We start from the raw sequence: 25835 nt of genomic DNA on the forward strand, positions 1-25835 counted from the left end.
GCGGCCTGGTCACAGCGACAGGTAGCCCGCCGAACGCAGGCCCTCGATCACGTCATCGAGGGCCTCGTCGATGGAGCGGCCGGTGGTGTCGACGCGTACGTCGGCGTCGGCCGGCTCCTCGTAGGGCGAGGAGATCCCGGTGAACTCGGGGATCTCGCCGGCCCGGGCCTTGGCGTAGAGGCCCTTGCGGTCGCGCCGCTCGCACTCTTCCAGCGGCGTGGCCACGTGGACCAGGAAGAAGGCGCCGCCGGCGTCGTCCACGTAGCCGCGTACGTCCTGGCGAGTCGAGTCGAAGGGCGCGATGGGGGAGCAGACGGCGAGGCCGCCGTGGCGCGAGATCTCGGCTGCGACCCAGCCGATCCGGCGGATGTTGGTCTCCCGGTCCTCCTTGGAGAAGGTCAGCCCGGCCGACAGGTTGCGGCGCACGACGTCGCCGTCGAGCGAGGTGACCGTACGCGCACCCTGCTCCAGGATCCGGTCCATCAGGGCGCGGGCGAGCGTGGACTTGCCGGAGCCGGACAGGCCGGTGAAGAAGACGACCAGGCCCTGCTCCTCGGGAGCGGGCTGGTCGCGGTCGATGACCGCGGCGATCTCGTCGGGGTAGTCCTCCGAGGTGGGAGCGGCCAGCGCGTGGACCGGGTCACCCCCTGCGTACGCCGCGACGACCGCCACGCCGAGCGCGTGGTCGGCCTCGGGGTCGTCGTGTGAAGCCAACGGCACCGCGACCACGGCCGCGTCGGGCAGTGCGTCCGCGGCCAGCAACGAGGCCCGCAGCAGCGCGACGGGGGAGAGCGACGGGGTGCCGTGCCCGACCAGAGCGAGCAGCAGCACCGGCCCGAGGGCCGCGATCTCGGCGATCTCGGCGGTGGTGAGCGCGTCGGTGACCGGCACGACCGTCCGCCCGGCGTACGCCTCGCGGGTCTGTGACGGGGTGAGGTAGAGCCGACGGAACGGGCCGTAGGCGGGAGTGGAGAGGCCGGTGACCTCGCCGGCGGGCCAGGTGACCTGCGCGATCGGCAGTCCCTCGGGGTCGACGATCTCCACCGCGCCGTCCGCGGCCGCGCTCTCGGCAACGGACGCGGGGAGGGCCAGCGACAACGCCGACCCGGGGACGTTCAGTGGACCCGGGAGGGTGCCGGAGACGATCAGCTCGATGTCGTCGAGCTCGCGCGGGGTGGGAGAGAACTGCTGAGGCACAAGATCACCTGTTGAGGTCGTATGAGATGGAGAACGGGCGGCGCATCCCGTTGCCGGAATGCGCCGCCCAGTCCTGAATGGCTCGACTGATCAGTCGTTGATCATGCCCGCGCCGACGGTGACGCCGGTCGCCTCGTCGATGAGGATGAAGGAGCCGGTGGTGCGGTTCTTCGAGTAGGGGTCGCACAGCAACGGCTTGGTGGTGCGCAGCTGCACGCGGCCGATCTCGTTGAGGCCGAGCTCCTTGGTCTCCAGGTCGCGGTGGAGGCTGTTGACGTCCAGGCGGTACTGGATGTCCTTGACCAGCGCTCGCGCCGAGTTGGAGGTGTGCTTGATGGCCAGCTTCTGCCGCGGACGCAGCGGAGCGTTGGTCATCCAGCAGATCATCGCGTCGATGTCCTGGCTCGGCTCGGGGGCGTTCTTGACCCGCGAGATCATGTCGCCGCGGCTCACGTCGACGTCGTCCTCGAGGCGGACGGTCACCGACATCGGCGGGAACGCCTCGGGGATCTCCTTGTCGAACAGGTCGATCCCGGCGATCTTGCTGGTCATCCCGGAGGGGAGCACCATGACCTCGTCGCCCGGCTTGAGCACGCCACCGGCGACCTGGCCCGCGTAGCCGCGGTAATCGTGGTGGTCGTCGGACTTCGGCCGGATGACGTACTGCACCGGAAGGCGTACGTCGACCAGGTCGCGGTCGGAGGCGACGTGGACGTGCTCGAGGTGGTGGATCAGCGTCGGGCCGGAGTACCAGTCCATGTTGGTGGAGCGGGTCACCACGTTGTCGCCCTGGAGCGCCGAGATCGGGATGACCTCGAGGTCCGGGATGTTCAGCTTGGTCGCGAACGCGGTGAACTCGGCCGAGATCTTGTTGTAGACCTCCTGGGAGTAGTCCACGAGGTCCATCTTGTTGATGCACAGGACCAGGTGGGGCACGCGCAGCAGCGAGAGCAGCACCGCGTGACGGCGCGACTGCTCGGTCAGGCCGTGACGAGCGTCGACGAGCACCAGGCCGAGGTCGGCGGTGGACGCACCGGTGACCATGTTGCGCGTGTACTGCACGTGGCCCGGGGTGTCGGCGATGATGAACTTGCGGTTGGGCGTCGCGAAGTAGCGGTAGGCGACATCGATGGTGATGCCCTGCTCGCGCTCGGACCGCAGTCCGTCCGTCAGCAGCGACAGGTCGACGTAGCCGTGGCCCTTGTCCTGCGAGGTCTTCTCGACCGACTCGAGCTGGTCGGTGAAGATCGACTTCGAATCGAACAGCAGCCGCCCGATGAGGGTGGACTTGCCGTCGTCGACCGAACCGGCGGTGGCGAACCGCAGAAGGTCCATGGCCATCAGAAGTAACCTTCCTTCTTGCGGTCCTCCATGGCAGCCTCGGAGAACCGGTCGTCACCGCGGGTCGCGCCTCGCTCGGTGACCCGGGCGGCGGCGACCTCCTCGATGATCTCGGGGATCGTGGATGCGGTCGACTCGACGCAGCCGGTCAGGGTCATGTCGCCGCAGGTGCGGTAGCGGACCGTACGCTCGGTGACGACCTCGCCCTCGCGCAGCGGGTTGAGCGGGGTCTCGGTCAGCAGCATGCCGTCGCGCTCGAAGACGCGACGCTGGTGGGCGAAGTAGACCTTCGGGATCTCGATGCCCTCGCGGCCGATGTAGTCCCAGATGTCCAGCTCGGTCCAGTTGGAGATCGGGAAGACCCGCATGTGCTCGCCCTCGTGGAGGCGACCGTTGTAGAGCGACCAGAGCTCGGGGCGCTGCATCTTGGGGTCCCACTGGCCGAACTCGTCGCGGTGGGAGTAGACGCGCTCCTTGGCGCGGGCCTTCTCCTCGTCGCGGCGACCGCCACCGAAGGCGGCGGTGAAGCCGTTCTCCTCGATCGCGTTCAGCAGGGTGGGCGTCTGGAGCCGGTTGCGCGAGGTCTTGCCGTCGTCGACGACGATGCCGCGCGCGATGGCGTCATCGATGCTCGCGATCACCAGGCGTACGCCCAGACGGCTGACCCAGCGGTCACGGGTCTCGGCGACCTCGGGGAAGTCGAGGCCGTTGTCGATCTGGAGAACGGGGAACGGGATCTTGGCGGGGAAGAAAGCCTTCTCCGCAAGTCGCAGCATCACGATGCTGTCCTTGCCCCCCGAGAACATCAGGACAGGCTTCTCGAACTCGGCCGCGGCCTCGCGGAAGATGTGGATCGACTCGGCTTCCAGCTGGTCGAGCTGGCTGAGCCGGTAGTCGGCGTGTGTTGCAGTCATTACGGAACCAGAGGACCTCTCCGTCAGGTTGAGGCGCCCATGCTAGTGGCGGCTTCCACGGCACGGCGAAATGTCCCATCCCCGCGTGGGCAGGAATCCGAGTGTACGCAGGCGACGGGCCATGTCCGGAAGCGCCACTCGCACGGTGAGATGGCCGGCGTGACGTGGTCAGCGCCGCGGCGCCACGGCGACCCGGTCCCCGGCCAGCAGGAAGGCGATCTTGTCGACGTCGTCTGCCGGAGACGGTGCCAGATCGCACCGCAGGAACAGGTCGCGTACGCCGCCGGGGTCGAGGTCCTCGCCCGGCCGGAGGCCCAGCGCTTGCCGGATCGTCTCGGCGTGGATGCGCCGGCCGCCGAGCCGGTCCCAGCGCTCCGTGACGAGCGCCGCCTGCGCGCCGAAGGTGGCCAGCTCGGTGCGGGTCGCGGGGATCCCGGCGGAGCGGGCCCGGCCCAGGTCGGCGATCCTTGCGGAGGCCTCCTCGGGTGTCGTCGGGCGCAGGATGTGCGTCGAGGGGTGCTCGTACGTAGGCCAGAACCACTTCCCCGAGGCCCGCCGCAGCGCGAACTTCCCGTGGTGGCCACCGAGGGAGAACCGGGGCCGCGCCCGCTGGTCGAGCCACGAGGTGGGCTGGTTGCGCAGCGCCGCGAGCCGGGTCGTGATCTCGGGCAGTGGCGCCTCGACGGGGTGCGGCGCCCGGCGCCAGGGCAGGTCGGGGTCGGCCGAGAGCGAGACCGCGCCGGGGAGGTCGTCGCCGTAGGAGGCGAGCAGCGTCATCGGCTCGGTGTCGGGCAGCCCTCGCTCGCGCGCCCATCTGCGGCGTACGTCCTCGCGGGCGGGGAGCAGGTTGTCCAGCCAGGCGCGGGCTGCTCCCGGGTTCAGGGCGGGGCCGGTGCGGGGGAGGGAGAGCGAGATGGGCGTCGGGCCGGCGGTCTCGGCGTAGGTGAAGTCGATCCGGTCGCCGACCTGGCGGAAGGTGCCCATCCGGCGGCGGCCGGCGAAGGCGTACAGCTCTCGCATCAGGTGTTGGTCAGGCAGCGGGCCAGGACGGCGTCGAGGTCGACGTCCTCCAGGGGCGGGGCGATCGGGGAGAGCTGCGTGGGCGCCAGGTAGACGTCGAGGACCTCCAGCAGCGCGAGCGCCTTGCCGAGCTCGGCGCGCGGGTGGCCGGACTCGACGTCGACCACGAACCGCCGGCCCACGCCGGCCCGGTGTGCCAGGTCGCTCTGGGTGAGTCCGGCGCGGCGCCGGGCGGAGCGCACGGCTGACCCGAAGGCGGCCGGTGAGGTCAGGTACGGCGACGGCACGATGAACACTATACGTGATGTTCCCGTACGGGAACATCGCTGCTTTATGTGCTGTGCCCGGTCTCGAACCGCTGCTTACAGTGCCGAACATGAAGATCACCGTTGTCGGCGTGGGCTACGTCGGGATGTCGCTCGCCGTCCTGCTCGCCCAGAAGCACGACGTCGTCGTCCTGGACATCTCCCAGGAGCGGGTCGACCTGGTCAACGCGGCCAAGACCCCGATCGAGGACGCCGAGATCACCACCTTCCTGGCCACCAAGGAGCTCGGCCTGCGCGCGACCCTCGACAAGGAGGACGCCTACGCGGACGCCGCGTATGTCATCGTCGCCACCCCGACGAACTACGACGAGGCCTCGAACTACTTCGACACCTCCACCGTCGACAGCGTGATCGCCGACGCGGTGACCTACGCGCCGGAGGCGGCGATCGTGGTGAAGTCGACCATCCCGGTCGGCTACATCGCGGCCAAGCGCGAGCAGCACCCCGAGGTGACGCTCTTCTTCAGCCCCGAGTTCCTTCGCGAGGGCAAGGCGCTCCACGACAACCTGCACCCCTCCCGCATCGTCGTCGGCGACGACTCCCCGGCGGCGAAGGGCTTCGCCGAGCTGCTGCTCGAGGGCTCGCTCGAGCCCGACGTACCGGTGCTGATGACCGGCGCCACCGAGGCGGAGGCGATCAAGCTGTTCGCCAACACCTACCTGGCCCTGCGGGTCGCCTACTTCAACGAGCTGGACACCTACGCCGCCACCCACGGGCTCAACACGACCCAGATCATCGAGGGCGTCGGCCTGGACCCCCGGATCGGCTCGCACTACAACAACCCGAGCTTCGGCTACGGCGGCTACTGCCTGCCCAAGGACACCAAGCAGCTGCAGGCCAACTACCAAGACGTCCCGCAGAACCTCATCTCGGCGATCGTCGAGGCCAACACCACGCGCAAGGACTTCGTCGCCACCGACGTCCTGCGGCGCGAGCCGAAGGTGGTCGGGGTCTACCGGCTGATCATGAAGTCCGGCTCGGACAACTTCCGCGAGTCCTCGATCCAGGGCGTGATGAAGCGGATCAAGGCCAAGGGCGTCGAGGTGGTCATCTACGAGCCCGAGCTCGACGAGCCGGAGTTCTTCCACTCCGAGATCATCAAGGACCTCGACGAGTTCAAGCAGCGGGCCGACGTGATCATCGCCAACCGGCGCACCGACGTGCTCGCCGATGTGGCCGACAAGGTCTACACGCGCGACATCTACGGGCGCGACTGAGGCCCTCCGGCGGAAGAGTTCTGCTCCCGTGGGCGACCTGCGGGTAACGGACCGGTGAACATCGGTTCGCAATGAACCGTGCGCGGATGCGTACAGTTATGGTCGCGTCTTCTGTTCAGTTCTAGGAATGAGGCAACATCATGGCTGGTGACTCCGAGACCCGCCCCTGGGGTTCGTGGCACGTCATCGACATCGGTCCGGGCTACAAGGTCAAGCGGATCGAGGTGCTGCCCAACAGCCGCCTCTCCTACCAGACCCACACGCACCGCTCCGAGCACTGGGTGGTCATTTACGGCAAGGCGACCTGCATCATCGACGGCGTGACCACCATCGCCGGCCCCGGTGAGTCCGTCGACGTCGCCGTCGGCCAGGCCCACCGGATCTGCAACGAGACCGACGAGCCGCTCTCGATCATCGAGGTCCAGCGCGGTGGCTACACCGGCGAGGACGACATCGTCCGCCTCGAGGACGACTTCGGTCGCGCCGAGCAGACGGCCGCGGTCGCGGCGGAGGCCTGATTCCGCCTAGGCCAGCAGGCCGAGCAGGTACTTCCCGTAGCCGCTCTTCAGCAGCGGCTGGGCGAGCCGGGAGAGCTCCTCGTCGGAGAGCCAGCCCTGGCGCCAGGCGACCTCTTCGGGGGCGCCGATCTTGGTGCCCTGGCGGTGCTCGATGGCGCGGATGAAGTTGGCGGCCTCGTTGAGGTCCTCGAGGGTGCCGGTGTCGAGCCAGGCGGTGCCGCGCGGCAGCACCTCGACCGAGAGCGTGCCGGCCTCGAGGTAGATCCGGTTGAGGTCGGTGATCTCGAGCTCGCCGCGCGCCGACGGCTTCAGGTTGCGGGCGTGCCCGATGACCGAGCTGTCGTAGAAGTAGAGACCGGGGACGGCGTACGGGCTCTTCGGCTTCTCGGGCTTCTCCTCCAAGGAGATGGCCTTGCGGTTCTCGTCGAACTCGACGACGCCGTAGGCGCGCGGGTCGGCGACGCGATAGCCGAAGACGGCGCCGCCGGTGATCGTCTTGAAGCGGGCCAGCTGGGTGCCGAGGCCGGGGCCGTAGAAGATGTTGTCACCCAGGACGAGGCCGACTCCGTCCTCGGACTCGTCGAGGAAGCCGACGTCGGCGCCGATCGTGAACGCCTGGGCGAGGCCGTCGGGGGAGGGCTGCTCGGCGTAGCTGATGTTGACGCCGAGATGGCTGCCGTCACCCAGGAGCCGGTGGAACCCGGAGGCCTCGTGGGGCGTCGTGATCACCAGGATGTCCCGGATCCCGGCCAGCATCAGCGTGGTCAGCGGGTAGTAGATCATCGGCTTGTCGTAGATCGGCATCAGCTGCTTGCTGATCGCGAGTGTGATCGGGTGCAGACGTGAGCCGGTGCCTCCGGCAAGGATGATCCCCTTCATGGTCAGTTGATCCTACGGATGTTCACCCCACGTTCTAGGGAACCCACCGGGGCGAGGCGACCACCGGGTGGTTAATTCTGCCTACGATGAACCGGTGAGACGGATTCTTGTGACAGGCGGGGCCGGGTTCATCGGCTCCAACTTCGTGCACCACCTCGTGGCCAACACCGATGCGTACGTGACGGTGCTCGACAAGCTGACCTATGCCTCCTCGGAGGCATCGCTGGCGGGGCTCCCGGAGGATCGGGTGAGGCTCGTGGTCGGCGACATCGCGGAGGCCGCGGTCGTCGAGCCGCTGGTGGCGGAGTCGGATGCCGTGGTGCACTACGCGGCCGAGTCGCACAACGACAACTCGCTCTCCGACCCGGCTCCGTTCGTCCAGACCAACATCGTCGGCACCTTCGTGCTCCTCGAGGCGGTCCGGCGTCACGACGTACGTTTCCACCACGTCTCCACCGACGAGGTCTACGGCGACCTGGACCTCGATGACCCGAAGCGGTTCACCGAGGACACGCCCTACCAGCCGTCCTCGCCCTACTCGGCCTCCAAAGCCGGCTCCGACCACCTCGTCCGCGCCTGGGTGCGCTCCTTCGGCGTACGCGCGACGATCTCCAACTGCTCCAATAACTACGGCCCCTGGCAGCACGTCGAGAAGTTCATCCCGCGTCAGATCACCGAGGTGATCGAGGGACGCCGGCCGCGCGTCTACGGCGACGGGCTCAACGTGCGCGACTGGATCCACACCGACGACCACTCCTCGGCGGTCTGGACGATCCTGGAGAAGGGCCGGATCGGGGAGACGTACCTGATCGGTGCCGACGGGGAGAAGTCCAACGTCGACGTCGTCCGCGCGATCCTGCGTCACTTCGGGCGCCCCGAGGACGACATCGAGTGGGTCACCGACCGCGCCGGCCACGACCGTCGCTACGCCATCGAGTCCGGCAAGCTGCGCAGCGAGCTCGGCTGGGAGCCGAAGTACCAGGACTTCGACAAGGGCCTGGCCGCGACGATCGCCTGGTACCAGGAGAACGAGGCCTGGTGGTCGCCGCTCAAGCACGAGACCGAAGCCAAGTACGCCGCGAAGGGGCAGTGATCTCGGTGACTGAGCTTCGTGTCGAGGAGACCCCGATCCCCGGTCTCCTGGTGGTCCATCTGCCCGTGCACGGTGATGCTCGCGGCTGGTTCAAGGAGAACTGGCAGCGCCAGAAGATGGTGGAGCTGGGGCTCCCCGACTTCGGCCCGGTGCAGAACAACATGTCCTTCAACGCCGCTCGCGGCGCGACCCGAGGGATCCACACCGAGCCGTGGGACAAGTTCGTCTCCGTCGCGTGCGGGCGGGTGTTCGCGGCGTGGGTCGACATGCGTGAGGGGCCGTCCTTCGGAGCGACCTTCTCGATCGAGATCGGCCCGGAGACCGCCGTCTTCGTGCCGCGTGGGGTCGGCAACTCCTACCAGGCGCTGGAGGACCGCACCGTCTACTCCTACCTGGTCAACGACCACTGGCGTCCCGGGTTCGCCTACCCGGCGCTCAACCTCGCCGACGAGACCGCCGCGATCCCGTGGCCGATCCCGTTGGAGTCGGCCGAGATCTCCGAGAAGGATCTCGCCAACCCGCGCTTGGCCGAGATCACCCCGATGAAGCCGAAGAAGACCCTGATCATCGGCGCCAACGGCCAGCTCGGCCGGGCCCTCGTGTCGGTCTTCCCGGATGCGGACGCGGTCGACCTCGACGAGCTCGACATCTCCGACGAGAAGGCGGTCGCGGCCTGGCCGTGGCCCGACTACCAGCTCATCCTCAACGCCGCGGCCTACACGGCCGTCGACGTCGCCGAGACGGCCGACGGCCGGCGTACCGCCTGGGCCGCCAACGCGACGGCTCCCGCGCTGCTCGCCCGGGTCGCCACCGAGCACCGGCTGACCCTGGTGCACTACTCCACCGAGTACGTCTTCGACGGCACCGCCACCGAGCACACCGAGGACGAACCGGTCTCGCCCCTCGGCGTCTACGCCCAGTCCAAGGCCGCCGGCGACATCGCGGTCGCCGGCACCGCTCGTCACTACATCCTGCGCACCTCGTGGGTCGTCGGCGACGGCAAGAACTTCGTACGCACCATGGCGGCTCTCGCCGAGAAGGGCGTCTCGCCGACCGTGGTCGACGACCAGATCGGCCGACTCACCTTCACCGACACCCTCGCCGCGGCCACCGCTCACCTGCTGCGGTCCGAGGCTGCGTACGGGGTCTACAACTGCACCAACGCGGGGGAGCCGTGCTCGTGGCGGGACATCGCCGCCGAGGTGTTCTCGCTGTCGGGGCGTGACCGGGCCGATGTGGGCGCCACCTCGACCGAGGCCTACTTCGCGGGCAAGGAGGGCGTCGCGCCGCGACCGCTCAACTCGGTGATGTCCCTCGACAAGCTCACCGCCACGGGGTTCGAGCCCGAGGACCACCTCGACGCCCTGCGCCGCTACCTGAAGGCCTGACTGCCGACTCGGCTCGTTCTGACGGAGAAACATGCCGAGTCGGCTCGTTAGAACGAGCCGACTCGGAATCGGATCTGGTCAGAACGAGCCGACTCGGCGTGCTACTTCTCCGAACGCTCCGGCAGCCGCCAGGCGGCGGCGTTGTTGTCGAAGGCCTCCAGGCCGCGCGACTGGCGGATGAAGCCCCACAGGAGGGGGCCGAGGAGCAGCATCGCGCCGCCGAGGAGCAGCAGGAAGGTGGCGTCGGCGCCGAGCATCTTGGCGCCGGAGAGCGTCAGCATGATGACGATGCCGCGCCGGATGACGGACTGGGAGACCCAGCGTGCCATCCGGGAGCCGAGGAACGTGCCGGGGGTGCCGCCGAGGATGAGCGGGATCAGCACCGCCCACTCGACGCCGTGGTTGAGCACCTGGCCGATCGCGGCGGCCAGGACGAGCGGTACCGCCTGGAGCAGGTCCGTACCGACCAGCTTCACCGCGGAGAGGGTCGGGTAGACCAGCAGCAGCGCGATCATGATGACCGAGCCGGAGCCGACCGAGGTGATGCCGACCAGCAGACCGCCGAGCGCGCCGATGACGACGGTGAGCAGCGGCTTCAGGCGGGGATCTTCCTCGGGAGCCTCGTTGCCGCCGGTGACCAGACGTAGCTGCAGGTACATCCGGAACATGTAGGAAGCCGCCGCGAACAGAAGAGCCCCGCCGAGGACGAGCTTGAGGAAGTGGTCGGTGTCGCCCGGCGCCAGCTTGTGGACGAAGGTGCCCAGGAACGCGCACGGCACCGAGCCGATGATGAGGTACGTCGCCAGCTTGATGTTGGGCGAGCCGTGGCGCCAGTGCACCGCGGCCCCGACCGACTTGTTGACCGAGGCGGCGACGAGGTCGTTGGCGACAGCGGTCGTCGGCGGCACCCCGAGGAAGATCAGCGCCGGCGTCATCAGGGCGCCACCGCCCATGCCTGTCAGCCCGACGACGATGCCGATACCGAAGCTGACCACGAGCACGCTGAGCGCGTCTTGGGTGAGGAGGTCGGCGAACACGGGGCAACTCTCACATAGTCTCGCCCCCATGCCAGCACCAGTGCCGTTCGCCGAGATCATCCGCTCCGACTTCGTCGAGGGACACCACTACGGGTCCGCCGTCTCCCTGGCGGCCGACGGAACCGTGAGCTGGTCGCTCGGTGACGTCGACTCCCCGATCCTGCCGCGCTCCTCGAACAAGCCGGTCCAGGCCCTCGCGATGGTGATCCTCGGCCTCGACCTGCCGCCCGACCTGCTCGCCCTCGCCTGCGCCTCCCACTCGGGCGAGGCGTTCCATCAGGAGGGCGTACGCCGCATCCTCGCCACCGTCGGCCTGGACGAGTCCGCGCTGGGCAACATCGAGGACTACCCGTTCGGTGTCGAGGCGCGGGAGGAGGCGCTCCGTCGCGGTGAGCCGAAGACCCGGCTGGCGATGAACTGCTCCGGCAAGCACGCCGCGATGCTGGCCACCTGCGTCGCGGCAGGCTGGCCGCTGGAGGACTATCTGGACCCGAAGCACCCGCTCCAGGAGGGAATCCAGGAGGTGCTCGAGGCGTGCACCGGCGAGTCCGCGTACGCCACCGTCGACGGCTGCGGGGCGCCGGCCCTGTCCACGTCGCTGACCGGTCTGGCGCGGGCGTTCTCGATGATCGGCTCGGCGGTCGACGGCCCGGCCGCGCGGGTCGCCGAGGCGATCCGGTCCCACCCCGAGTACGTGTCGGGCACGACCCGCGACGAGGTGGCGCTGCACCGGGCCGTACCCGGGCTGATCGGCAAGCTGGGGGCCGAGGCGGTCTACGCCGTCGCGCTTCCCGACGGCCGCGCGTGGGCGCTGAAGGCCGACGACGGCGGCGACCGGGCGCGGGCGGCGGTGATGGCCGCCGCTCTGCTGCGCGACGGGGTCGGTGACCTCGACGGGGTCGATGCCGATGCCGTGCGCGCGACCGGCGACGCGCCGATCTTCGGTGGCGGGCGACGCGTCGGGGAGATCCGCGCTCTTCTGTGATCTGCTAGCGGTCTGCTAGCGAGTCGAGGATGGCGTGGTTTCGCGCGTTTTCGCCGGTTGATGAGGCAACTAGTGGGTGATGTGTGTCACTTCGGTTGCTCAGGCCTTGCGTTTGCTAGCAATTGTTAGCACACTGGAGTCATGGTCAAGAGCAAGGTCACGAGTGCGGTTGGCACGCTCGGCGAGTATCTGAAGGAACAGAGGATCTCGGCTGAGATGTCTCTGCGTCAGCTCGCCGACCAAGCAGGTGTGTCCAACCCCTACCTCAGCCAGATCGAGCGCGGTCTGCGCAAGCCATCGGCTGAGGTCCTCCAGCAGATCGCCAAGGCGCTGCGTATCTCGGCGGAGCAGGTCTATGTCCGTGCCGGGATCCTCAGCCCCGACTCCAACGTCGGGGGGTCCGTGGAGCTCGCCGTGCTCGCCGACCCGAGCCTGACCGAGCGGCAGAAGCACTCGCTGCTCGACGTCTATCACTCGTTCCTTGCTCTCAACAGTCGTGTCACCGACGATGCGCCGGCCGCCGATGAAACCGCTGAACCCCATCACGAGGAGAACCCAGATGCCCACCCTGCCCAAGATTGAGACCACCAAGCCCCTCAACGCCGTCGCCGGTGTCGCGGACCTCGCCTACGAGACCGTCAAGGACCTCGCCACCGACCTGCAGAAGCGCGTCGACGGCTACCGCTCCGAGGCGACCACCAAGCTGACCGACGCCCGCTCCAAGGCGACCGAGAAGGCGACCGCCTACCGCACCCAGGCGACCGAGAAGGCCACCGCTGCCAAGTCCACCGTGACCGGCTTCGACCCGAAGTCCCTCCCGGCCCTGGCCAAGGAGCAGTACACCGTTCTCCCCGAGAAGCTGAAGACCACCGTCAAGGCCAAGCTCGACGAGACCACCGGCTCCGCCACCGGCACCTACGACAAGCTCGCCACCCGCGGTGAGACCTTCGTCGCGAAGTTCAAGAAGTCCGAGACCGCTGAGGCCCCGGCCGAGGCTCCGAAGGCTGAGGCTCCCAAGGCCGAGGCTCCCAAGGCGGAGGCCCCGAAGGCCGAGGCTCCGGCCGAGAAGCCGGCCCCCGCCAAGAAGGCTCCGGCCAAGAAGACGGCTGCCAAGAAGGCCTGATCCTGGCCCTTCATGCCCGACGGCTCACCGAGGTAACTCGGTGAGCCGTCGGTTATTTCATCGAGTTCCACGAGGGAAGTGGGCGTTGACCGAGTTACCTCGGTGAACATCCCCTCCGAAGTCAGCTCGGGTAGTCGGCGCCGGCGGCCTGGCGGGCCTCCCAGGCGGTGGCGACCATGGAGCGCAGGTCGTGGCGCATCTCCCAGTCGAGGTCGCGCCGGGCGAGCTCGCCGGTGGCGACGATGCGGGCGGGGTCGCCGGGGCGACGCGGCTTGATGACCGGCTCGAAGTCGATGCCGGTGACCTCGCGGATGGCATCCATGATCTGCCGTACGGAGGAGCCGTCGCCCGAGCCGAGGTTGTAGACCGGCTCGAGGTCCTTGCCCTCGGCGAGCCGCTTGGCGGCGACGACGTGGGAGTGGGCGAGGTCGGCGACGTGCACGTAGTCGCGTACGCAGGTGCCGTCGGGGGTCGGGTAGTCGTCGCCGTTGATCTGCGGCGTCTTGCCCTTGGCCAGCGCGTCGAAGACGAGCGGGAAGAGGTTGTGGGGGCTGGTGTCGTAGAGGTCCTTGCTGCCGGACCCGACGACGTTGAAGTAGCGCAGGCTGGTGTGGGCGAGCCCCTCGGCGCGCGCCACGTCGGCGATCAGCCACTCGCCGATCAGCTTCGACTCGCCGTAGGGGCTCTCCGGGTTGGTCGGCGTGGTCTCGGTGACCAGGTCGACGTCCGGAGTGCCGAAGGTCGCGGCGGAGGAGGAGAAGACCAGCTTGTCGACACCGGTGGCCGTCATCGCCTCGAGGAGGTTGGCGGTGCCGGTGACGTTCTGTGCGTACGTGTGCAGCGGCCGCTGCACCGACACGCCTGCGTACTTGAAGCCGGCGAGGTGGATGACTCCCTCGACGCCGTGGTTGGAGATCGCCTGCTCGATCGCGGACTTGTCCAGCAGCGTCGCCTCGACGAACGTGACGTTGTCGGGCACGAACTTCGCGAACCCCGAGGACAGGTCGTCGATGACGACCGGCTCCATGCCCGCGTCGAGCAGTGCCTGCACGACGTGCGATCCGATGTAGCCCGCGCCTCCGGTAACCAACCAACTCATGCGATGAAGATAGCGGGGTGCCCTGAGCGGTTAGGTTTGCGGGGTGAGGCTCCTGCACGGTGACGGCGACCCGACGACCCCTGAAGGCCTGCGCGCCATCTACGCGCCGCCCCGCCTGCCATGGCTGCGGGCCAACATGGTGAGTTCCCTGGACGGTGCGGCGACCGGCTCCGACGGCCGTTCCGGCACGGTCAACAACGCGGTCGACGTCGACGTCTTCCACGTCCTGCGCGACCTCGCCGACGCCGTTCTGGTCGGCGCCGGGACCGCCGTCGCAGAGACGTACCAGGCCAAGGGCGCGCCGATCGTCGTCGTCTCCCGCCGCGGCCGGATCCCCGACGGTCTCCGCGGCTGCGAGCCCGGCGCGGTCCGGCTCGCCACGGTGGCCGAGGCGCCCGGCCTGGATGCCGCGCGCGAGGAGATCGGCGAGGAGAACGTCTACGTCACCGGCACCTCCGAGGTCGACCTGCCGGCGCTCCTCGACCGGCTGCACGAGGAGGGCATGCAGCATGTGCTGTGCGAGGGCGGGCCGGCCCTTCTCGGCTCGCTGCTCGAGGCCGGCGTTGTCGACGAGCTCTGCCACACGATCACGCCCAAGCTCCTCGCCGGCGACGGCCGGCGGATCGTGACCGGGCCACCCACGGACGTACCGGTGTCGTTGGGTTCGCTCATCGAGCACGAGGGCACGTTGCTCGGACGTTGGCTCCTCTGATTGCTTCGGGCTCCGCTTCAGCTGGTAAATCCATGACGTTCACGGTCAGTTTCCGGTAACGAAATCTTGAGACCAAGAGTTTTACTCTTGACGGGGTCCGACCCAGCCGATTGACTCACCGATCGTGCCAGGTATGACGGCCGTCACGACCAAGCGACCACGTCAGGCACTCTCGGGAAGACGCATACGGGAGTGGCTGATCTTTGTCGCGTTCGTCGCGCCCAACGTCGTTCTGATCGCGGTCTTCACCTACCGACCGCTCTTCCAGAACATCTACTACTCCACGCTCAACTGGACGCTGGGCTCGAAGTTCGCGACCCCTGTCGGGCTGGGCAACTACCGCGACTTCTTCACCTCCGGTGAGGCCACCAAGGTGCTGACCACGACGGCGATCTTCACCGTCGCGACCGTCGGTCTCACCCTCGCCCTGGGACTCGGTGTCGCGCTGGCGCTCAACCGCAAGCTTCCCGGTGCAGGGTTCGCGCAGGCGACGGTCTTCGCGCCCTACATCCTGTCCGGCTACGGCGTCGGGCTCGCCTGGCTCTACATCTTCGACCCCAACATCGGCGCGCTCTCCGCGATCCTGCGCGACATCGGTCTGAACAGCCCGGAGTGGATCAACTCGCCTCCGTGGACGCTGACGATGGTGATCATCGTCTACGTCTGGAAGAACCTCGGCTATGCCGCGGTCATCTACCTCGCCGGCCTGCAGGCGGTGCCGGGCGACGTGCTGGAGGCGGCCGATCTCGACGGCGCCGGCCCGGTGAGGCGGTTCTTCACGGTGACCCTCCCGCTGCTGTCGCCGACCACGTTCTTCCTGCTGGTCACCACGATCCTCAACAGCCTGCAGGCCTTCGACCTGCTGATCGCGATGGACAAGCTCGGCCGTGGCGCCCGCACCCTGATCTTCGATGCCTACCTGACCGGCTTCAAGGAGCAGAGCCAGGCGGGCTACTCCGCGATGCTCTCCACGGTGCTCTTCGTGATCCTCGTGGTGATCACGCTCATCCAGCTGATCGTCGTGGAGAGGCGGGTCCACTACCGATGAGCACGACGACGGCTCCCTCACGCAAGCTGCGGCTGACGCCGCTGACCGTACGCGACTACCTGGTGCTCCTGCTCGCCGTGCTCGTCGTCGTGCTGCCGCTCGGCTACATGTTCCTGGCCTCCTTCAAGGGCGCCGGCGACCTGGCGACCACCGACCTGGTCGTCTTCCCCGAGGTCTGGAAGCCGGAGAACTACGCCGAGGCCGCGCAGAAGGTCCCCTTCGGGCGGCTCTTCCTCAACTCCACCATCGTCACGGTCGTCGGCGCCGGGCTGAAGGTGCTGCTGGCGATCCTGACGGCGTACGGCCTGGTCTTCTGCGAGTTCCCCGGCAAGAAGTACATCTTCTGGGGCGTGCTCGCCACGATGATGGTGCCGCCGCAGGTCACCGCGCTGCCCAACTACGTCTTCATCAGCAGCCTCGGTGGCGAGAACACCTACTGGGGCCTCATCCTGCCCGGTCTCGGCACCGGCTTCGGTACGTTCCTGCTGCGCCAGGCCTTCATGCAGCTGCCCTACGAGGTGATCGAGGCGGCTCACCTCGACGGCGCCGGCCACTGGCGGAGGCTGTGGCACTGCGTGGTGCCGATGTCGCTGCCGTCGATCGCGACCGTGGCCCTGGTCAACGTGGTCTACGAGTGGAACGACTACCTGTGGCCGCTGATCATCATCACCGATCCCGAGATGATGACGCTGCCACGTGGTCTGACGCTGCTGCAGAACAGTGAGTCCGCGGCCAGCTCGTTCGGCGTCCTGATGGCCGGCACCGTGATGGTGCTGCTGCCGATCCTCGTCGTCTTCGCGTTCCTGCAGCGGCACATCGTCAACGGCTTCACCCAAGGCGGCGTCAAAGGCTGACGTTCTCAGCCCACAGTTGGCACAACAGGGAAAGGGATGCTTCATGAACACCTCGTCCAACCTGCATCGCTCGGGTCTGATCCTGGACCGACGACGGTTCCTCGGCCTCAGCGCCCTGGGCATCTCCGCGGCGGCGCTCTCCGCCTGCGGTGGTGGCCCCTCGACCAGCGGGGGAGGCGGCGGCGCCAGCAAGGTCGAGCAGATCGACTTCAGCGGCGTGAAGCCGGCCAAGGAGGTCACCTTCTGGACCTCCAACCCGGGTGACTCGATCAAGGTCAGCACCGAGATCGTCAACGCCTTCAACGCCTCCCAGTCCGACATCACGGTCAAGCTCGTCACGGCCGGGGCCGACTACGAGGAGATCGCGCAGAAGTTCCAGACCGCGCAGACCGGTGGCGACCTGCCCGACATCATCAACCTGTCGGACGTGTGGTGGTTCCGCTACAAGATGAACGACCAGATCATCCCGCTCGACTCGCTCTTCGAGGCGCTCGAGTTCGACACCGACGACTACGTCGACTCGCTGCTGGGCGACTACCTCTACGACGACGCCCACTGGGCGGTCCCGTGGGCGCGCTCGACGCCGCTCTTCTACTACAACAAGGACCACTGGAAGAAGGCCGGGCTGCCCGACGAGGGGCCGGAGTCCTGGGAGGAGTTCGGCGAGTGGAAGATGAAGCTCGCCGCGACCAGCGGCGCGAAGTTCGCCTTCCAGTTCCCCGCTCTGGCGGGCTACGCCGGCTGGACCCTGCAGAACAACCTGTGGGGCTGGGGTGGTGGCTGGTCGAAGGAGGAGTCGTTCGACATCACCTGCAACTCGGCCAGCTCGGTCGAGGCGCTCTCGTTCCTCAAGGACTGGGTCTACAAGGACAAGGTCGCCGGGGTCGCCGGCGTCGACCAGATCCAGGACTTCGCGGCGGGCGTCGCCAGCGCCACCGTCGGCTCGACCGGTGACCTGATCAACGCGATCACCTCGGCGAAGTTCGACGTCGGCGTCGCGCCGCTGCCCGCCGGGCCGGCGGAGTCCGAGCGGATCTGCCCGACCGGCGGCTCGGGCGTCGGCATCCCGAAGGACATCAGCCCCGAGCGGCAGCTCGCGGCCGGCACCTTCATCAAGTTCCTCACCGAGCCCGAGCAGGCGATCAAGTTCTCGGAAGCGACCGGCTACGTGCCGATCCGCAAGTCCGCCGACCCCGCCGCGATCCTGAAGAAGACCCCGCAGGCCCAGGTCGCGATCGACCAGCTCCCCAACACCCGCTCGCAGGACTACGCCCGTGTCTTCCTGCCCGGTGGGGACCTGGAGATGGCCAACCACATGGCCTCGATCCTCACCGAGAACAAGGACGTCCAGACCGAGATGGACAGCCTGAAGACGGCGCTGGAGAAGATCTACACCGACCAGGTCAAGCCGCACGTCTGATGAGCACCCGCGTAGGGCACCCCGCGGGGTGCCCTACGCTCGGTTCTCGTGAGCGAGGACTTGGTAGTGGAGCGGCGCCCGGGCGTCGTACAGGTGACCTTCAACCGGCCGCAGAAGCACAACGCCTTCACCGCGGAGATGTACGGCGCGCTGCACGACCTGTGCGACGAGCTGGCCACCGACGAGTCGGTGAAGGTGCTGGTGCTGACCGGCACCGGCGGACGGGCGTTCGCCGCCGGCAACGAGATCTCCGACTTCCTCTCCCGCGACGCGGTGGACTATGAGGACTGGATCCGCGCGCTGCTCGAGAAGCTGTTCGCGCTCCCGCAGGTCACCATCGCCGCGGTCGACGGCGTCTGTGTCGGTGGCGGGCTCGCGGTCGCGACCCACTGCGACCTGCGGGTCGCGACGCCGCACTCGCGCTTCGGCTACCCGATCGCGAAGACGCTCGGCAACGCGCTTGCGGCATCCATCGTCTACCGCGCGGCCGCCGTCTTCGGCGAGCCGGTCGTACGCGAGATGCTGCTCGCGGCACGCCTGGTCGGTGCTGACCGCGCCTACGCCACCGGCGCGCTGACCGCCGTCACCGACTCGCTGGCCGACGAGATCGACGCGCTGGTCGAGGGCATCCTGCCGCTCTCCGGTGTCACGGTCCGGGCCACCAAGAGCCAGCTCGCCGCGTACGCCGCCCGGTCGGAGGCCTCGCCGGAGGGTGACGAGGACCTGCTGCGCGAGGTCTACACCGGCGCCGACTTCAAGGAGGGCGTACGCGCGTTCCTGGCCAAGGAGAAGCCCGCCTTCCGCTAGGGCGCGTCGAGGTCCGCGTCGACGTCACGCCTCGTCGTCGAAGTCGATGCGGATCATGCTGCGCTCGATGGTGGACAGGTCCGCGATCGTCGGCTCCTGGGAGCCGCTGACCTTCAGCCCGAGCTCGAACGGCGACGCACCGTTGTCCAGGGCTGCGCGCAGAGCGGTGCCGACCTGCAACGGTGTGGTCTGCAGGAGGACGGCTCGGCCGTGCCGTACGCGGCCCTGCTGAGTGACGGTCACCGGTGCGGGGTCGGTGAAGTTGAACCGCCATGGCCGCTCGGTGAACACCGTCGGGATGCCGTTGATCGTGTGCAGGCACACCGGCACCCGCAGCGTCCTGCCGCTGCGCCGGCCGGTGAACTCCAGCAGCGCCTTCAGGGCGATGCGTGGGCCCAGCCGGGGATCGGTCAGGACCCGCCTGACCAGCGGATTGACCATCCGCATCAGGGCCGGTGGCGGTGGCGCCAGCCGCACCCTCGTCGACGTCCGTGTCCTCGTCTGTGTCATCGCGCGCTCCTCGCACTCGTCCTGCAGCGATGCTAGGAAGACGAGGGGCGGCGCGATATACCACCAATCTGGCATTCCGGGGCCGCCCGGTTGAGCCTACGGTGGGTGGATGAGCGCCGACACGATGCGGCGGGGCGCGGAGAAGATCACCCGGCTCTGCGCCGAGCCGCGCGATCTCGTGTCGCTCTGGAACGAGACCACCGAGGTCCTCCAACGGGTCGTCCCACACTTCTGGACACCGTGCTTCTACACCTTGGATCCCAGCTCGCTGTTGATGACCAGTCACTTCCACCTCGGTCTTGCCGAGTTTCCCGGTGAGTGGCTCGCTGCCGAGTACTACGCCGACGACGTCCATCAGCTCACCGATGTGGCCCGCTCGACCTCGGGTATCTCGACCCTGTACGAGGCGACCGGCGGCGATCCATCGTCCAGCCCGCGGTGGCACCGGAACATGGCCATGGGAGGGGACCAGGAGCTCATCGCCAGGCTCCGCACCCGCTCGGGTGAGGTCTGGGGAGCTCTGGGTCTCTACCGCGAACCGCGGGAGGCGATGTTCACCGAGCTCGAGAAGGCCTTCGTCATGTCGGTCGCACCGGCGCTCGCCGAAGGTGCCCGTGCGGCGCTGCTGGCGGGGCAGGCTCGCGAGCCAGAATTCGCCGACTCGCCGGGCCTGCTCATCCTCGACCGCAGCTGGAACGTCGACTCCGCCACACCGGGCGTCGAGCGTTGGTTGTCCGAGCTGCCCGACGGTGACTGGGACGCCGGTCGCCTGCCTTCCTCGGTGCTCACCCTCGCCGGCCGGGTGCTGGGCATGGCCGAGAATCCTGACCGCGGCGAGATCGCCGTGTCCCGCGTCCTGTCACGAACCGGCATCTGGGTCGTCCTGCACGGCGCTCGCCTGACCTCGACCGGTGACCCGCGCATCGCGATCATCATCGAGCCGGCCAATCCTGGCCGGCTGTACCCGTTGTTGATGTCCGCCTATGGGTTGACCGAACGCGAGAAGGAGGTCACCAGGCTCGTCCTGCAAGGCAGGTCGACCGCGCAGATCGCCGCCGACCTCGTGCTCTCGGCCCACACCGTCCAGCAGCACCTGAAGAGCATCTTCGACAAGACCGGTGTCCACAGTCGCCGCGACCTCGTCGGCAAGGTCTTCTTCGCCCACTACGAGCCTCGGCTCCGCGACAACGAGCGCCGCGCCCAGAACGAGCAGCCGCTACGAGGGGAGCCCTGGCAAAGCCGTTGACCTGCGGACGAGGTTGACGGACGATGACGCATGCCTTCCGAGCAGAAGACGTACGTCGAGACCGACCAGTTCCGGGACGCGCTGATCAAGCAGAGCGACCTCAGTGGTCTGGAGGTCCGGGACTGCTGGTTCGAGGAGCGAGTGAAGATCGTCGACTGCTGGGGTCGCGACGTCTATCTCGGCGGCGACTTCGGGCGGGTCGTGGTCAACGACATCGACGTGACGGCGTACGTCGAGGCCGAGCTCGATCGTGTCGAGCCCAACCGGGCGCCGGCCCGCGAGGCGCAGACGGCGGATGAGATCCGTGCGGCCTGGGCAGCGATCGAGGCGACCTGGGCGGCGACGTTCGAGCGGGTCCGGGCGCTGCCGGAGGAGCTGCATCGTCGGCGGGTCGACGACGAGTGGTCGTTCATCGAGACCCAGCGCCATCTGCTCTACGCGAGCGACAAGTGGCTCGGCAACCCGGTTCTCGAGGAGGACTCGCCGTACCACCCGCTCGGGTTCGGTCCAGGCGGTGCCCCTGACGGAGTCGACGGACTCACCGTCGACGCGGACCCGTCGTTGGAGGCGATCCTGGAGCCACGCCTGGCCCGGATGGGCACGATGCGCGAGTTCGTCTCGGGGGTCACCGACGCGGACCTCGACCGGCTCTGCACCCGCAAGCCGATCGGCAACGATCCCGAGGCCGACTACACCGTGCGCCGCTGCATCAAGGTCGTCCTCGCCGAGGAGGCCGAGCACCACCGCTATGCCGCACGTGACCTGGCTGTTTTAACCGCTGGTTGAGGCGGGGCGGTGCCCCTACGCTGACCGCCGTGAAGGTCTTCGGCTGGTTCGTGCTGACTCTGGTGTTCGTCGACGAGCTGTTGGCGATGGCCGCCTTCGGGGTGTGGGGCTGGCAGCAGGAGCCGCGGTGGCTGCTGGTCTGGTTGCTGCCGCTGGCGGCCGTGTTCGTCTGGTGGTCGTTCGCCTCGCCGAAGGCGCCTCGCGGTGGTCCCGTGGTCCGGCCGGTGGCCAAGGTGATCGTGTTCGGGCTCGCCTCGCTGGCGCTCCTGGACGCGGGTCAGCCGGGATGGGCGCTCGCGCTGCTGGTCTTCTCGGTCATCATCAACGGGTTGGCTCAGGTGCCGGCGATCAGCCGGCTGCCCAACGATGTGCCTCGACCAGACTCGGTCCGTACCAGGTGATCAGCCGGCCGCTGACCAGCTCGGTCGGCGTCCGCGAGAACGCCTCCGGCCCGTCCTCGGCGGTGAAGACGTACGGCTCGTCGGGCAGCAGCACAGCATCGGCTCCGGCGCCGTCGATCTCGGCCAGCTCGACGTGCGGATAGCGGTCCGCGTGCTCGCCGAAGACGTTCTCCCAGCCCAGCCGCCGCAGCAGGTCTCCGGTGAACGTCCGTGAGCCGACCACCATCCACGGGTCCCGCCAGATCGGCACCACGACCCGGCGAGTGACCCGGGGGAGCGGCCCGCACCAGAGCCGGCGAGCCTCCGCGAGCCATCCCGGGCGGTCCCAGCCGAGGCCGTCGAGAAGGTTCTCCATGGACGCGATCGCCTGGGGGACCGTCTCGATGTCCGTGACCCATACCCGGATGCCCCGCTCCCGCAGCCGGCGTACGTCCAGCTCCCGGTTCTCCTCCTTGTTGGCCAGCACCACGTCCGGCGCCAGCGCCGCGATCGCGGCCAGATCCGGGTTCTTGGTGCCGCGCACGCGCGGCACGTCGAGGTCTGCCGGATGCGTGCACCAGTCCGTCGCCCCGACGACCCGGTCCGCCGCGATCGAGACGAGCGCCTCGGTCAGCGACGGGACCAGAGAGACCACCCGGGTCGCGGGGTGCGGGCCGTCGTACGTGGTGCCCAGGTCGTCGGGTCGGCCCGAATGCTCACCGAGGTAACTCACTGAACGCTCGCTTCCTTCGTGGAACTCCACGAGGGATGTGGCTGTTCACCGAGTTACCTCGGTGAACAGCCACCCCTCACACGTTGCGCCGATACTGCCCGCCAACCTCGAAGAACGCCTCGGTGACCTGGCCGAGCGAGCAGACGCGAGCCGCGTCCATGAGCGCGGCGAAGACGTTCTCGTCGGAGGTGGCGGCCCGCTTGAGACGTACGATCGCCTCTTCCGCTTCACGGGAGTGGGCGGCCTGGAAGGCGTGGACGCGGTCGAGCTGGGACTTCTTCTCGGTCTCGGTCGCACGGGCGAGCTCGACGGGGCCGGCGGGGGCGCCGTTGGTGTCACGTACGAACGTGTTGACGCCGACGATCGGCAGCGTGCCGTCGTGCTTACGGTGCTCGTAGAGCATCGACTCGTCCTGGATCTTGCCGCGCTGGTAGCCGGTCTCCATCGCGCCGAGCACGCCGCCGCGCTCGGAGATCCGGTCGAACTCCTTCAGTACGGCCTCCTCGACGAGGTCGGTGAGCTCGTCGATGATGAAGGAGCCCTGGAGCGGGTTCTCGTTGAACGCCAGGCCCCACTCGCGGTTGATGATCAGCTGGATCGCCAGGGCGCGCCGCACCGACTCCTCGGACGGGGTGGTCACGGCCTCGTCGAAGGCGTTGGTGTGCAGCGACTGGGCGTTGTCGTAGATCGCGATGAGCGCCTGCAGCGTGGTGCGGATGTCGTTGAAGTCCATCTCCTGCGCGTGCAGGGACCGGCCCGAGGTCTGGATGTGGTACTTGAGCTTCTGCGAGCGCTCCGAGGCGCCGTAGCGCTCCCGCATCGCGATCGCCCAGATCCGGCGGGCGACGCGGCCGATGACGGAGTACTCCGGGTCCATCCCGTTGGAGAAGAAGAAGGACAGGTTGGGCGCGAAGTCATCGATGTCCATGCCGCGGGCCAGGTAGGACTCCACATAGGTGAAGCCGTTGGCGAGCGTGAAGGCGAGCTGGGAGATGGGGTTCGCCCCGGCCTCGGCGATGTGATAGCCGGAGATGCTCACCGAGTAGAAGTTGCGCACCCCGTTCTCGATGAACCACTCCTGGATGTCGGCCATGCAGCGCAAGCTGAACTCCGTGGAGAACAGGCAGGTGTTCTGGCCCTGGTCCTCCTTGAGGATGTCGGCCTGGACGGTGCCGCGGACCGTCTGCAGCGCCTTGGCCGGGTCGATACCGCGCTCGCGTGCCTGGTCGATCACGGTGTTGAGGAAGAACGCCAGGATCGTCGGCGCCGGACCGTTGATCGTCATCGACACCGAGGTCGTCGGGGCCAGCAGGTCGAAGCCGTCGTAGAGCGCCTTCATGTCGTCCAGGGTCGCCACCGAGACACCGGAGGTGCCGACCTTGCCGTAGATGTCGGGGCGTACGTCGGGGTCGCGGCCGTAGAGGGTGACCGAGTCGAACGCGGTCGAGAGCCGGGTCGCGGGCTGGCCCTCGGAGAGCAGCTTGAAGCGGCGGTTGGTGCGGAACGGGTCGCCCTCGCCGGCGAACATCCGCGCGGGATCCTCGTTGGCTCGCTTGTAGGGGAAGACGCCCGCGGTGAACGGGAAGAACCCGGGCAGGTTCTCGTTGCGCAGGAACCGGGTCAGCTCGCCGCGATCGGTGTAGCGCGGGGTCGACACCCGCGGGATGTAGTTGCCGGCGAGCGACGTGCGACCGCTCTCGTCAGCCGCGTACGTCTCCCTGGTCTCCTCCCAGGAGGAGAGCTGCTTGCGCAGGTCGTCGGGGATCTCGCCGGCCGGAGCCTCGAGCTCGGGGTGGTCCGCGGCCACGATCTCGTAGGCCTGCTCCTTCCGCGCCGCGGCGATGAGCTCGACGGTGCGGGCGTGGTAGTCGCGTACGTCGCCGGCGATGTCGGCGAGGTAGCGGACCCGCTTCTCGGGGATGATCGGGTGGAGGCCGGTCGAGTGGCGGGTCGAGACCCGGGGAAGGACGCCCTCGCTGATGGCGAGCCCCGCCTCGGCGAGGAGCCCGCGCAGGTGCTGGTAGAGCGCGGTGACGCCGTCGTCGTCGAAGGCGGCGGCCGAGGTGCCGAAGACGGGCATGTCGTCGGGGGAGGAGGTGAACGCCTCCCGGTTGCGGACGAGCTGGCGGGACACGTCGCGCAGTGCGTCCTCGGCCCCGCGCCGCTCGAACTTGTTGATCGCCACGACGTCGGCGAAGTCGAGCATGTCGATCTTCTCCAGCTGCGACGCGGCGCCGAACTCGGGCGTCATCACGTAGAGCGAGACGTCGACGAAGTCGCTGATCCCGGTGTCGCCCTGGCCGATGCCGGGCGTCTCGACGATGACGAGGTCGACGGCGGCCTTCATCACGGTGAGCACGTCGCCGAAGTGCTCGGGCACCTCGTGACCGCCGCGGGTGGCCAGCGAGCGGTAGTACGTCGTCGAGCCGCCGTCGGTGATGGCGGCGAGCGAGTTCATCCGGATGCGGTCGCCCAGCAGCGCACCGCCGCCGCGTCGCCGCGTCGGGTCGATGGCCAGTACGCCGATGCGGATCTTGTCCTCCTGGTCGACCCGCAGCCGCCGGACCAGCTCGTCGGTGAGCGAGGACTTGCCGGAGCCGCCGGTGCCGGTAACACCGAGCACGACGGCCTGGTCGGCCTCACGCAGCCGGGTGAGGAAGTCCTCGGGGAGCCGGCCCTGCTCGGCGCCGGTGATCGCGCGTCCGATGGAGAGCCCGTAGCCCGCGATCACGCCGTTGGGGGTGATGGGGAAGGTGGGCCACAGGTCGCGGTCGATGTCGCGCACGACCGTGTTGATCATCCCCGGGAGCCCCAGCCGCTGGCCGTCCTCGGGGGAGAAGATCTTGACGCCGGAGTTGGCCAGCCGCTCGATCTCGTAGGGAACGATGACGCCGCCGCCACCGCCCACGACCTTGACGTGGCCGGCGCCGCGCTCCTTGAGGGCGCACACCAGATACTCGAAGAACTCCACGTGTCCGCCCTGGTAGGAGGAGACCGCCACGCAGTGCGCGTCCTCCTGGACGGCGGCGTCGGCGATCTCGGTCACCGAGCGGTTGTGGCCGAGGTGGATCACCTCGCATCCCTGCGCCTGGAAGATCCGGCGCATGATGTTGATCGCCGCGTCGTGACCGTCGAACAGACTGCTCGCGGTCACGATCCGTACGTGGTTCTGGGGGATGTGGAGGTCGGACATGGGCGGTGC

General features: G+C 68.4%; 26 protein-coding genes. 15 read left to right on the forward strand and 11 right to left on the reverse strand.

Features of this window, described 5'->3' with window-relative positions; translation table 11 throughout:
* Nucleotides 1-9: 9 nt before the first annotated feature.
* From cysC to ACW14X_RS18370, 5 genes are all read right to left on the reverse strand, one after another.
* Nucleotides 10-1197, reverse strand: a complete 1188-nt coding sequence (gene cysC, locus ACW14X_RS18350) for an adenylyl-sulfate kinase (RefSeq protein ID WP_457162901.1) — start codon at nt 1195-1197, stop codon at nt 10-12.
* A 90-nt stretch (nt 1198-1287) separates the two neighbouring features.
* The gene (locus ACW14X_RS18355; RefSeq protein WP_201451214.1) at nt 1288-2538 is read right to left on the reverse strand and encodes a sulfate adenylyltransferase subunit 1; all 1251 of its coding nucleotides are present in this window, start codon (nt 2536-2538) and stop codon (nt 1288-1290) included.
* Complete coding sequence (cysD, locus tag ACW14X_RS18360; protein WP_160026779.1) at nt 2538-3452, reverse strand: sulfate adenylyltransferase subunit CysD; 915 nt, start codon at nt 3450-3452, stop codon at nt 2538-2540. The genes ACW14X_RS18355 and cysD overlap by 1 nt, the downstream gene beginning before the upstream one ends.
* Nucleotides 3453-3620: 168 nt before the next feature.
* Nucleotides 3621-4472 carry a HipA N-terminal domain-containing protein gene (locus ACW14X_RS18365; protein WP_457162902.1) on the reverse strand — a complete coding sequence of 284 codons (852 nt, stop codon included), beginning with the start codon at nt 4470-4472 and terminating at the stop codon, nt 3621-3623.
* Nucleotides 4472-4759 carry a helix-turn-helix transcriptional regulator gene (locus tag ACW14X_RS18370; protein WP_160026781.1) on the reverse strand — a complete coding sequence of 96 codons (288 nt, stop codon included), beginning with the start codon at nt 4757-4759 and terminating at the stop codon, nt 4472-4474. Before ACW14X_RS18370 ends, ACW14X_RS18365 begins: the two co-directional genes overlap by 1 nt.
* Nucleotides 4760-4848: 89 nt before the next feature.
* Between ACW14X_RS18370 and ACW14X_RS18375 the strand changes: the two genes are divergently transcribed.
* Together ACW14X_RS18375 and ACW14X_RS18380 are read left to right on the forward strand one after the other, a co-directional pair.
* The gene (locus ACW14X_RS18375) at nt 4849-6015 is read left to right on the forward strand and encodes a nucleotide sugar dehydrogenase (RefSeq protein ID WP_400466980.1); all 1167 of its coding nucleotides are present in this window, start codon (nt 4849-4851) and stop codon (nt 6013-6015) included.
* Between the two features lie 140 nt (nt 6016-6155).
* The gene (locus ACW14X_RS18380; protein ID WP_160026783.1) at nt 6156-6533 is read left to right on the forward strand and encodes a phosphomannose isomerase type II C-terminal cupin domain; all 378 of its coding nucleotides are present in this window, start codon (nt 6156-6158) and stop codon (nt 6531-6533) included.
* Nucleotides 6534-6539: 6 nt separating this feature from the next.
* On the opposite strand, the gene rfbA is transcribed toward ACW14X_RS18380, so the two are convergent.
* Nucleotides 6540-7412, reverse strand: a complete 873-nt coding sequence (gene rfbA, locus ACW14X_RS18385; RefSeq protein ID WP_350842106.1) for a glucose-1-phosphate thymidylyltransferase RfbA — start codon at nt 7410-7412, stop codon at nt 6540-6542.
* 94 nt (nt 7413-7506) lie between these two features.
* On the opposite strand from rfbA, the gene rfbB reads away from it, so the two are divergent.
* Nucleotides 7507-8505, forward strand: coding sequence for a dTDP-glucose 4,6-dehydratase (gene rfbB / locus ACW14X_RS18390; protein WP_400466988.1), 999 nt, complete (start codon nt 7507-7509; stop codon nt 8503-8505).
* 5 nt (nt 8506-8510) lie between these two features.
* Nucleotides 8511-9893: a sugar nucleotide-binding protein gene (locus tag ACW14X_RS18395; protein WP_457162903.1), complete on the forward strand. Its 1383-nt coding sequence runs from the start codon at nt 8511-8513 to the stop codon at nt 9891-9893.
* 101 nt (nt 9894-9994) lie between these two features.
* Here ACW14X_RS18395 and ACW14X_RS18400 read toward each other — a convergent pair whose 3' ends face one another.
* Nucleotides 9995-10930 (reverse strand): sulfite exporter TauE/SafE family protein, encoded by a 936-nt coding sequence (locus ACW14X_RS18400; RefSeq protein WP_160026787.1) that lies wholly within the window; start codon nt 10928-10930, stop codon nt 9995-9997.
* 28 nt (nt 10931-10958) lie between these two features.
* Here ACW14X_RS18400 and ACW14X_RS18405 point away from each other — a divergent pair, with 28 nt between their 5' ends.
* From ACW14X_RS18405 to ACW14X_RS18415, 3 genes are all read left to right on the forward strand, one after another.
* Entirely contained in the window at nt 10959-11915 is a 957-nt protein-coding gene (locus ACW14X_RS18405) for an asparaginase (RefSeq protein WP_457162904.1), read from the forward strand.
* Nucleotides 11916-12131: 216 nt separating this feature from the next.
* The gene (locus tag ACW14X_RS18410; protein WP_457162905.1) at nt 12132-12497 is read left to right on the forward strand and encodes a helix-turn-helix domain-containing protein; all 366 of its coding nucleotides are present in this window, start codon (nt 12132-12134) and stop codon (nt 12495-12497) included.
* Nucleotides 12475-13038 (forward strand): hypothetical protein, encoded by a 564-nt coding sequence (locus ACW14X_RS18415; RefSeq protein WP_457162906.1) that lies wholly within the window; start codon nt 12475-12477, stop codon nt 13036-13038. The genes ACW14X_RS18410 and ACW14X_RS18415 overlap by 23 nt, the downstream gene beginning before the upstream one ends.
* Before the next feature lie 121 nt (nt 13039-13159).
* Here ACW14X_RS18415 and galE read toward each other — a convergent pair whose 3' ends face one another.
* Nucleotides 13160-14137, reverse strand: a complete 978-nt coding sequence (galE, locus tag ACW14X_RS18420; protein WP_160026790.1) for a UDP-glucose 4-epimerase GalE — start codon at nt 14135-14137, stop codon at nt 13160-13162.
* Nucleotides 14138-14180: 43 nt separating this feature from the next.
* Here galE and ACW14X_RS18425 point away from each other — a divergent pair, with 43 nt between their 5' ends.
* The 5 genes from ACW14X_RS18425 (at nt 14181) to ACW14X_RS18445 (ending at nt 18978) form a co-directional block, all read left to right on the forward strand.
* Nucleotides 14181-14849, forward strand: coding sequence for a dihydrofolate reductase family protein (locus ACW14X_RS18425; RefSeq protein WP_457162907.1), 669 nt, complete (start codon nt 14181-14183; stop codon nt 14847-14849).
* Between the two features lie 133 nt (nt 14850-14982).
* A complete protein-coding gene (locus tag ACW14X_RS18430) occupies nt 14983-15897 on the forward strand; it encodes a carbohydrate ABC transporter permease (protein ID WP_457162908.1) in 915 nt (304 codons plus the stop codon).
* Entirely contained in the window at nt 15894-16751 is an 858-nt protein-coding gene (locus ACW14X_RS18435) for a carbohydrate ABC transporter permease (protein WP_350715631.1), read from the forward strand. Before ACW14X_RS18430 ends, ACW14X_RS18435 begins: the two co-directional genes overlap by 4 nt.
* Nucleotides 16752-16794: 43 nt before the next feature.
* Nucleotides 16795-18171, forward strand: coding sequence for an ABC transporter substrate-binding protein (locus ACW14X_RS18440; protein ID WP_350844658.1), 1377 nt, complete (start codon nt 16795-16797; stop codon nt 18169-18171).
* Nucleotides 18172-18219: 48 nt separating this feature from the next.
* The gene (locus ACW14X_RS18445; protein WP_350844659.1) at nt 18220-18978 is read left to right on the forward strand and encodes an enoyl-CoA hydratase-related protein; all 759 of its coding nucleotides are present in this window, start codon (nt 18220-18222) and stop codon (nt 18976-18978) included.
* A gap of 24 nt (nt 18979-19002) precedes the next feature.
* On the opposite strand, the gene ACW14X_RS18450 is transcribed toward ACW14X_RS18445, so the two are convergent.
* Nucleotides 19003-19488 carry a hypothetical protein gene (locus tag ACW14X_RS18450; protein WP_201451216.1) on the reverse strand — a complete coding sequence of 162 codons (486 nt, stop codon included), beginning with the start codon at nt 19486-19488 and terminating at the stop codon, nt 19003-19005.
* A gap of 109 nt (nt 19489-19597) precedes the next feature.
* Here ACW14X_RS18450 and ACW14X_RS18455 point away from each other — a divergent pair, with 109 nt between their 5' ends.
* From ACW14X_RS18455 to ACW14X_RS18465, 3 genes are read left to right on the forward strand one after another with little or no spacing between them, the layout of a single operon-like run.
* On the forward strand, nt 19598-20734 hold the full coding sequence (locus ACW14X_RS18455) for a helix-turn-helix domain-containing protein (RefSeq protein ID WP_201451217.1): 1137 nt from the start codon (nt 19598-19600) through the stop codon (nt 20732-20734).
* A gap of 30 nt (nt 20735-20764) precedes the next feature.
* Nucleotides 20765-21520 carry a DinB family protein gene (locus ACW14X_RS18460; RefSeq protein WP_160026796.1) on the forward strand — a complete coding sequence of 252 codons (756 nt, stop codon included), beginning with the start codon at nt 20765-20767 and terminating at the stop codon, nt 21518-21520.
* A 29-nt stretch (nt 21521-21549) separates the two neighbouring features.
* The gene (locus ACW14X_RS18465) at nt 21550-21921 is read left to right on the forward strand and encodes a YrdB family protein (RefSeq protein WP_160026797.1); all 372 of its coding nucleotides are present in this window, start codon (nt 21550-21552) and stop codon (nt 21919-21921) included.
* On the opposite strand, the gene ACW14X_RS18470 is transcribed toward ACW14X_RS18465, so the two are convergent.
* Together ACW14X_RS18470 and icmF are read right to left on the reverse strand one after the other, a co-directional pair.
* Entirely contained in the window at nt 21869-22633 is a 765-nt protein-coding gene (locus ACW14X_RS18470) for a helical backbone metal receptor (RefSeq protein WP_457162909.1), read from the reverse strand. The genes ACW14X_RS18465 and ACW14X_RS18470 overlap by 53 nt on opposite strands.
* Nucleotides 22634-22709: 76 nt before the next feature.
* A complete protein-coding gene (icmF, locus tag ACW14X_RS18475; protein WP_457162910.1) occupies nt 22710-25826 on the reverse strand; it encodes a fused isobutyryl-CoA mutase/GTPase IcmF in 3117 nt (1038 codons plus the stop codon).
* Between the last annotated feature and the right edge of the window lie 9 nt (nt 25827-25835).

Source organism: Nocardioides sp. YJ-D4 (assembly GCF_054031495.1).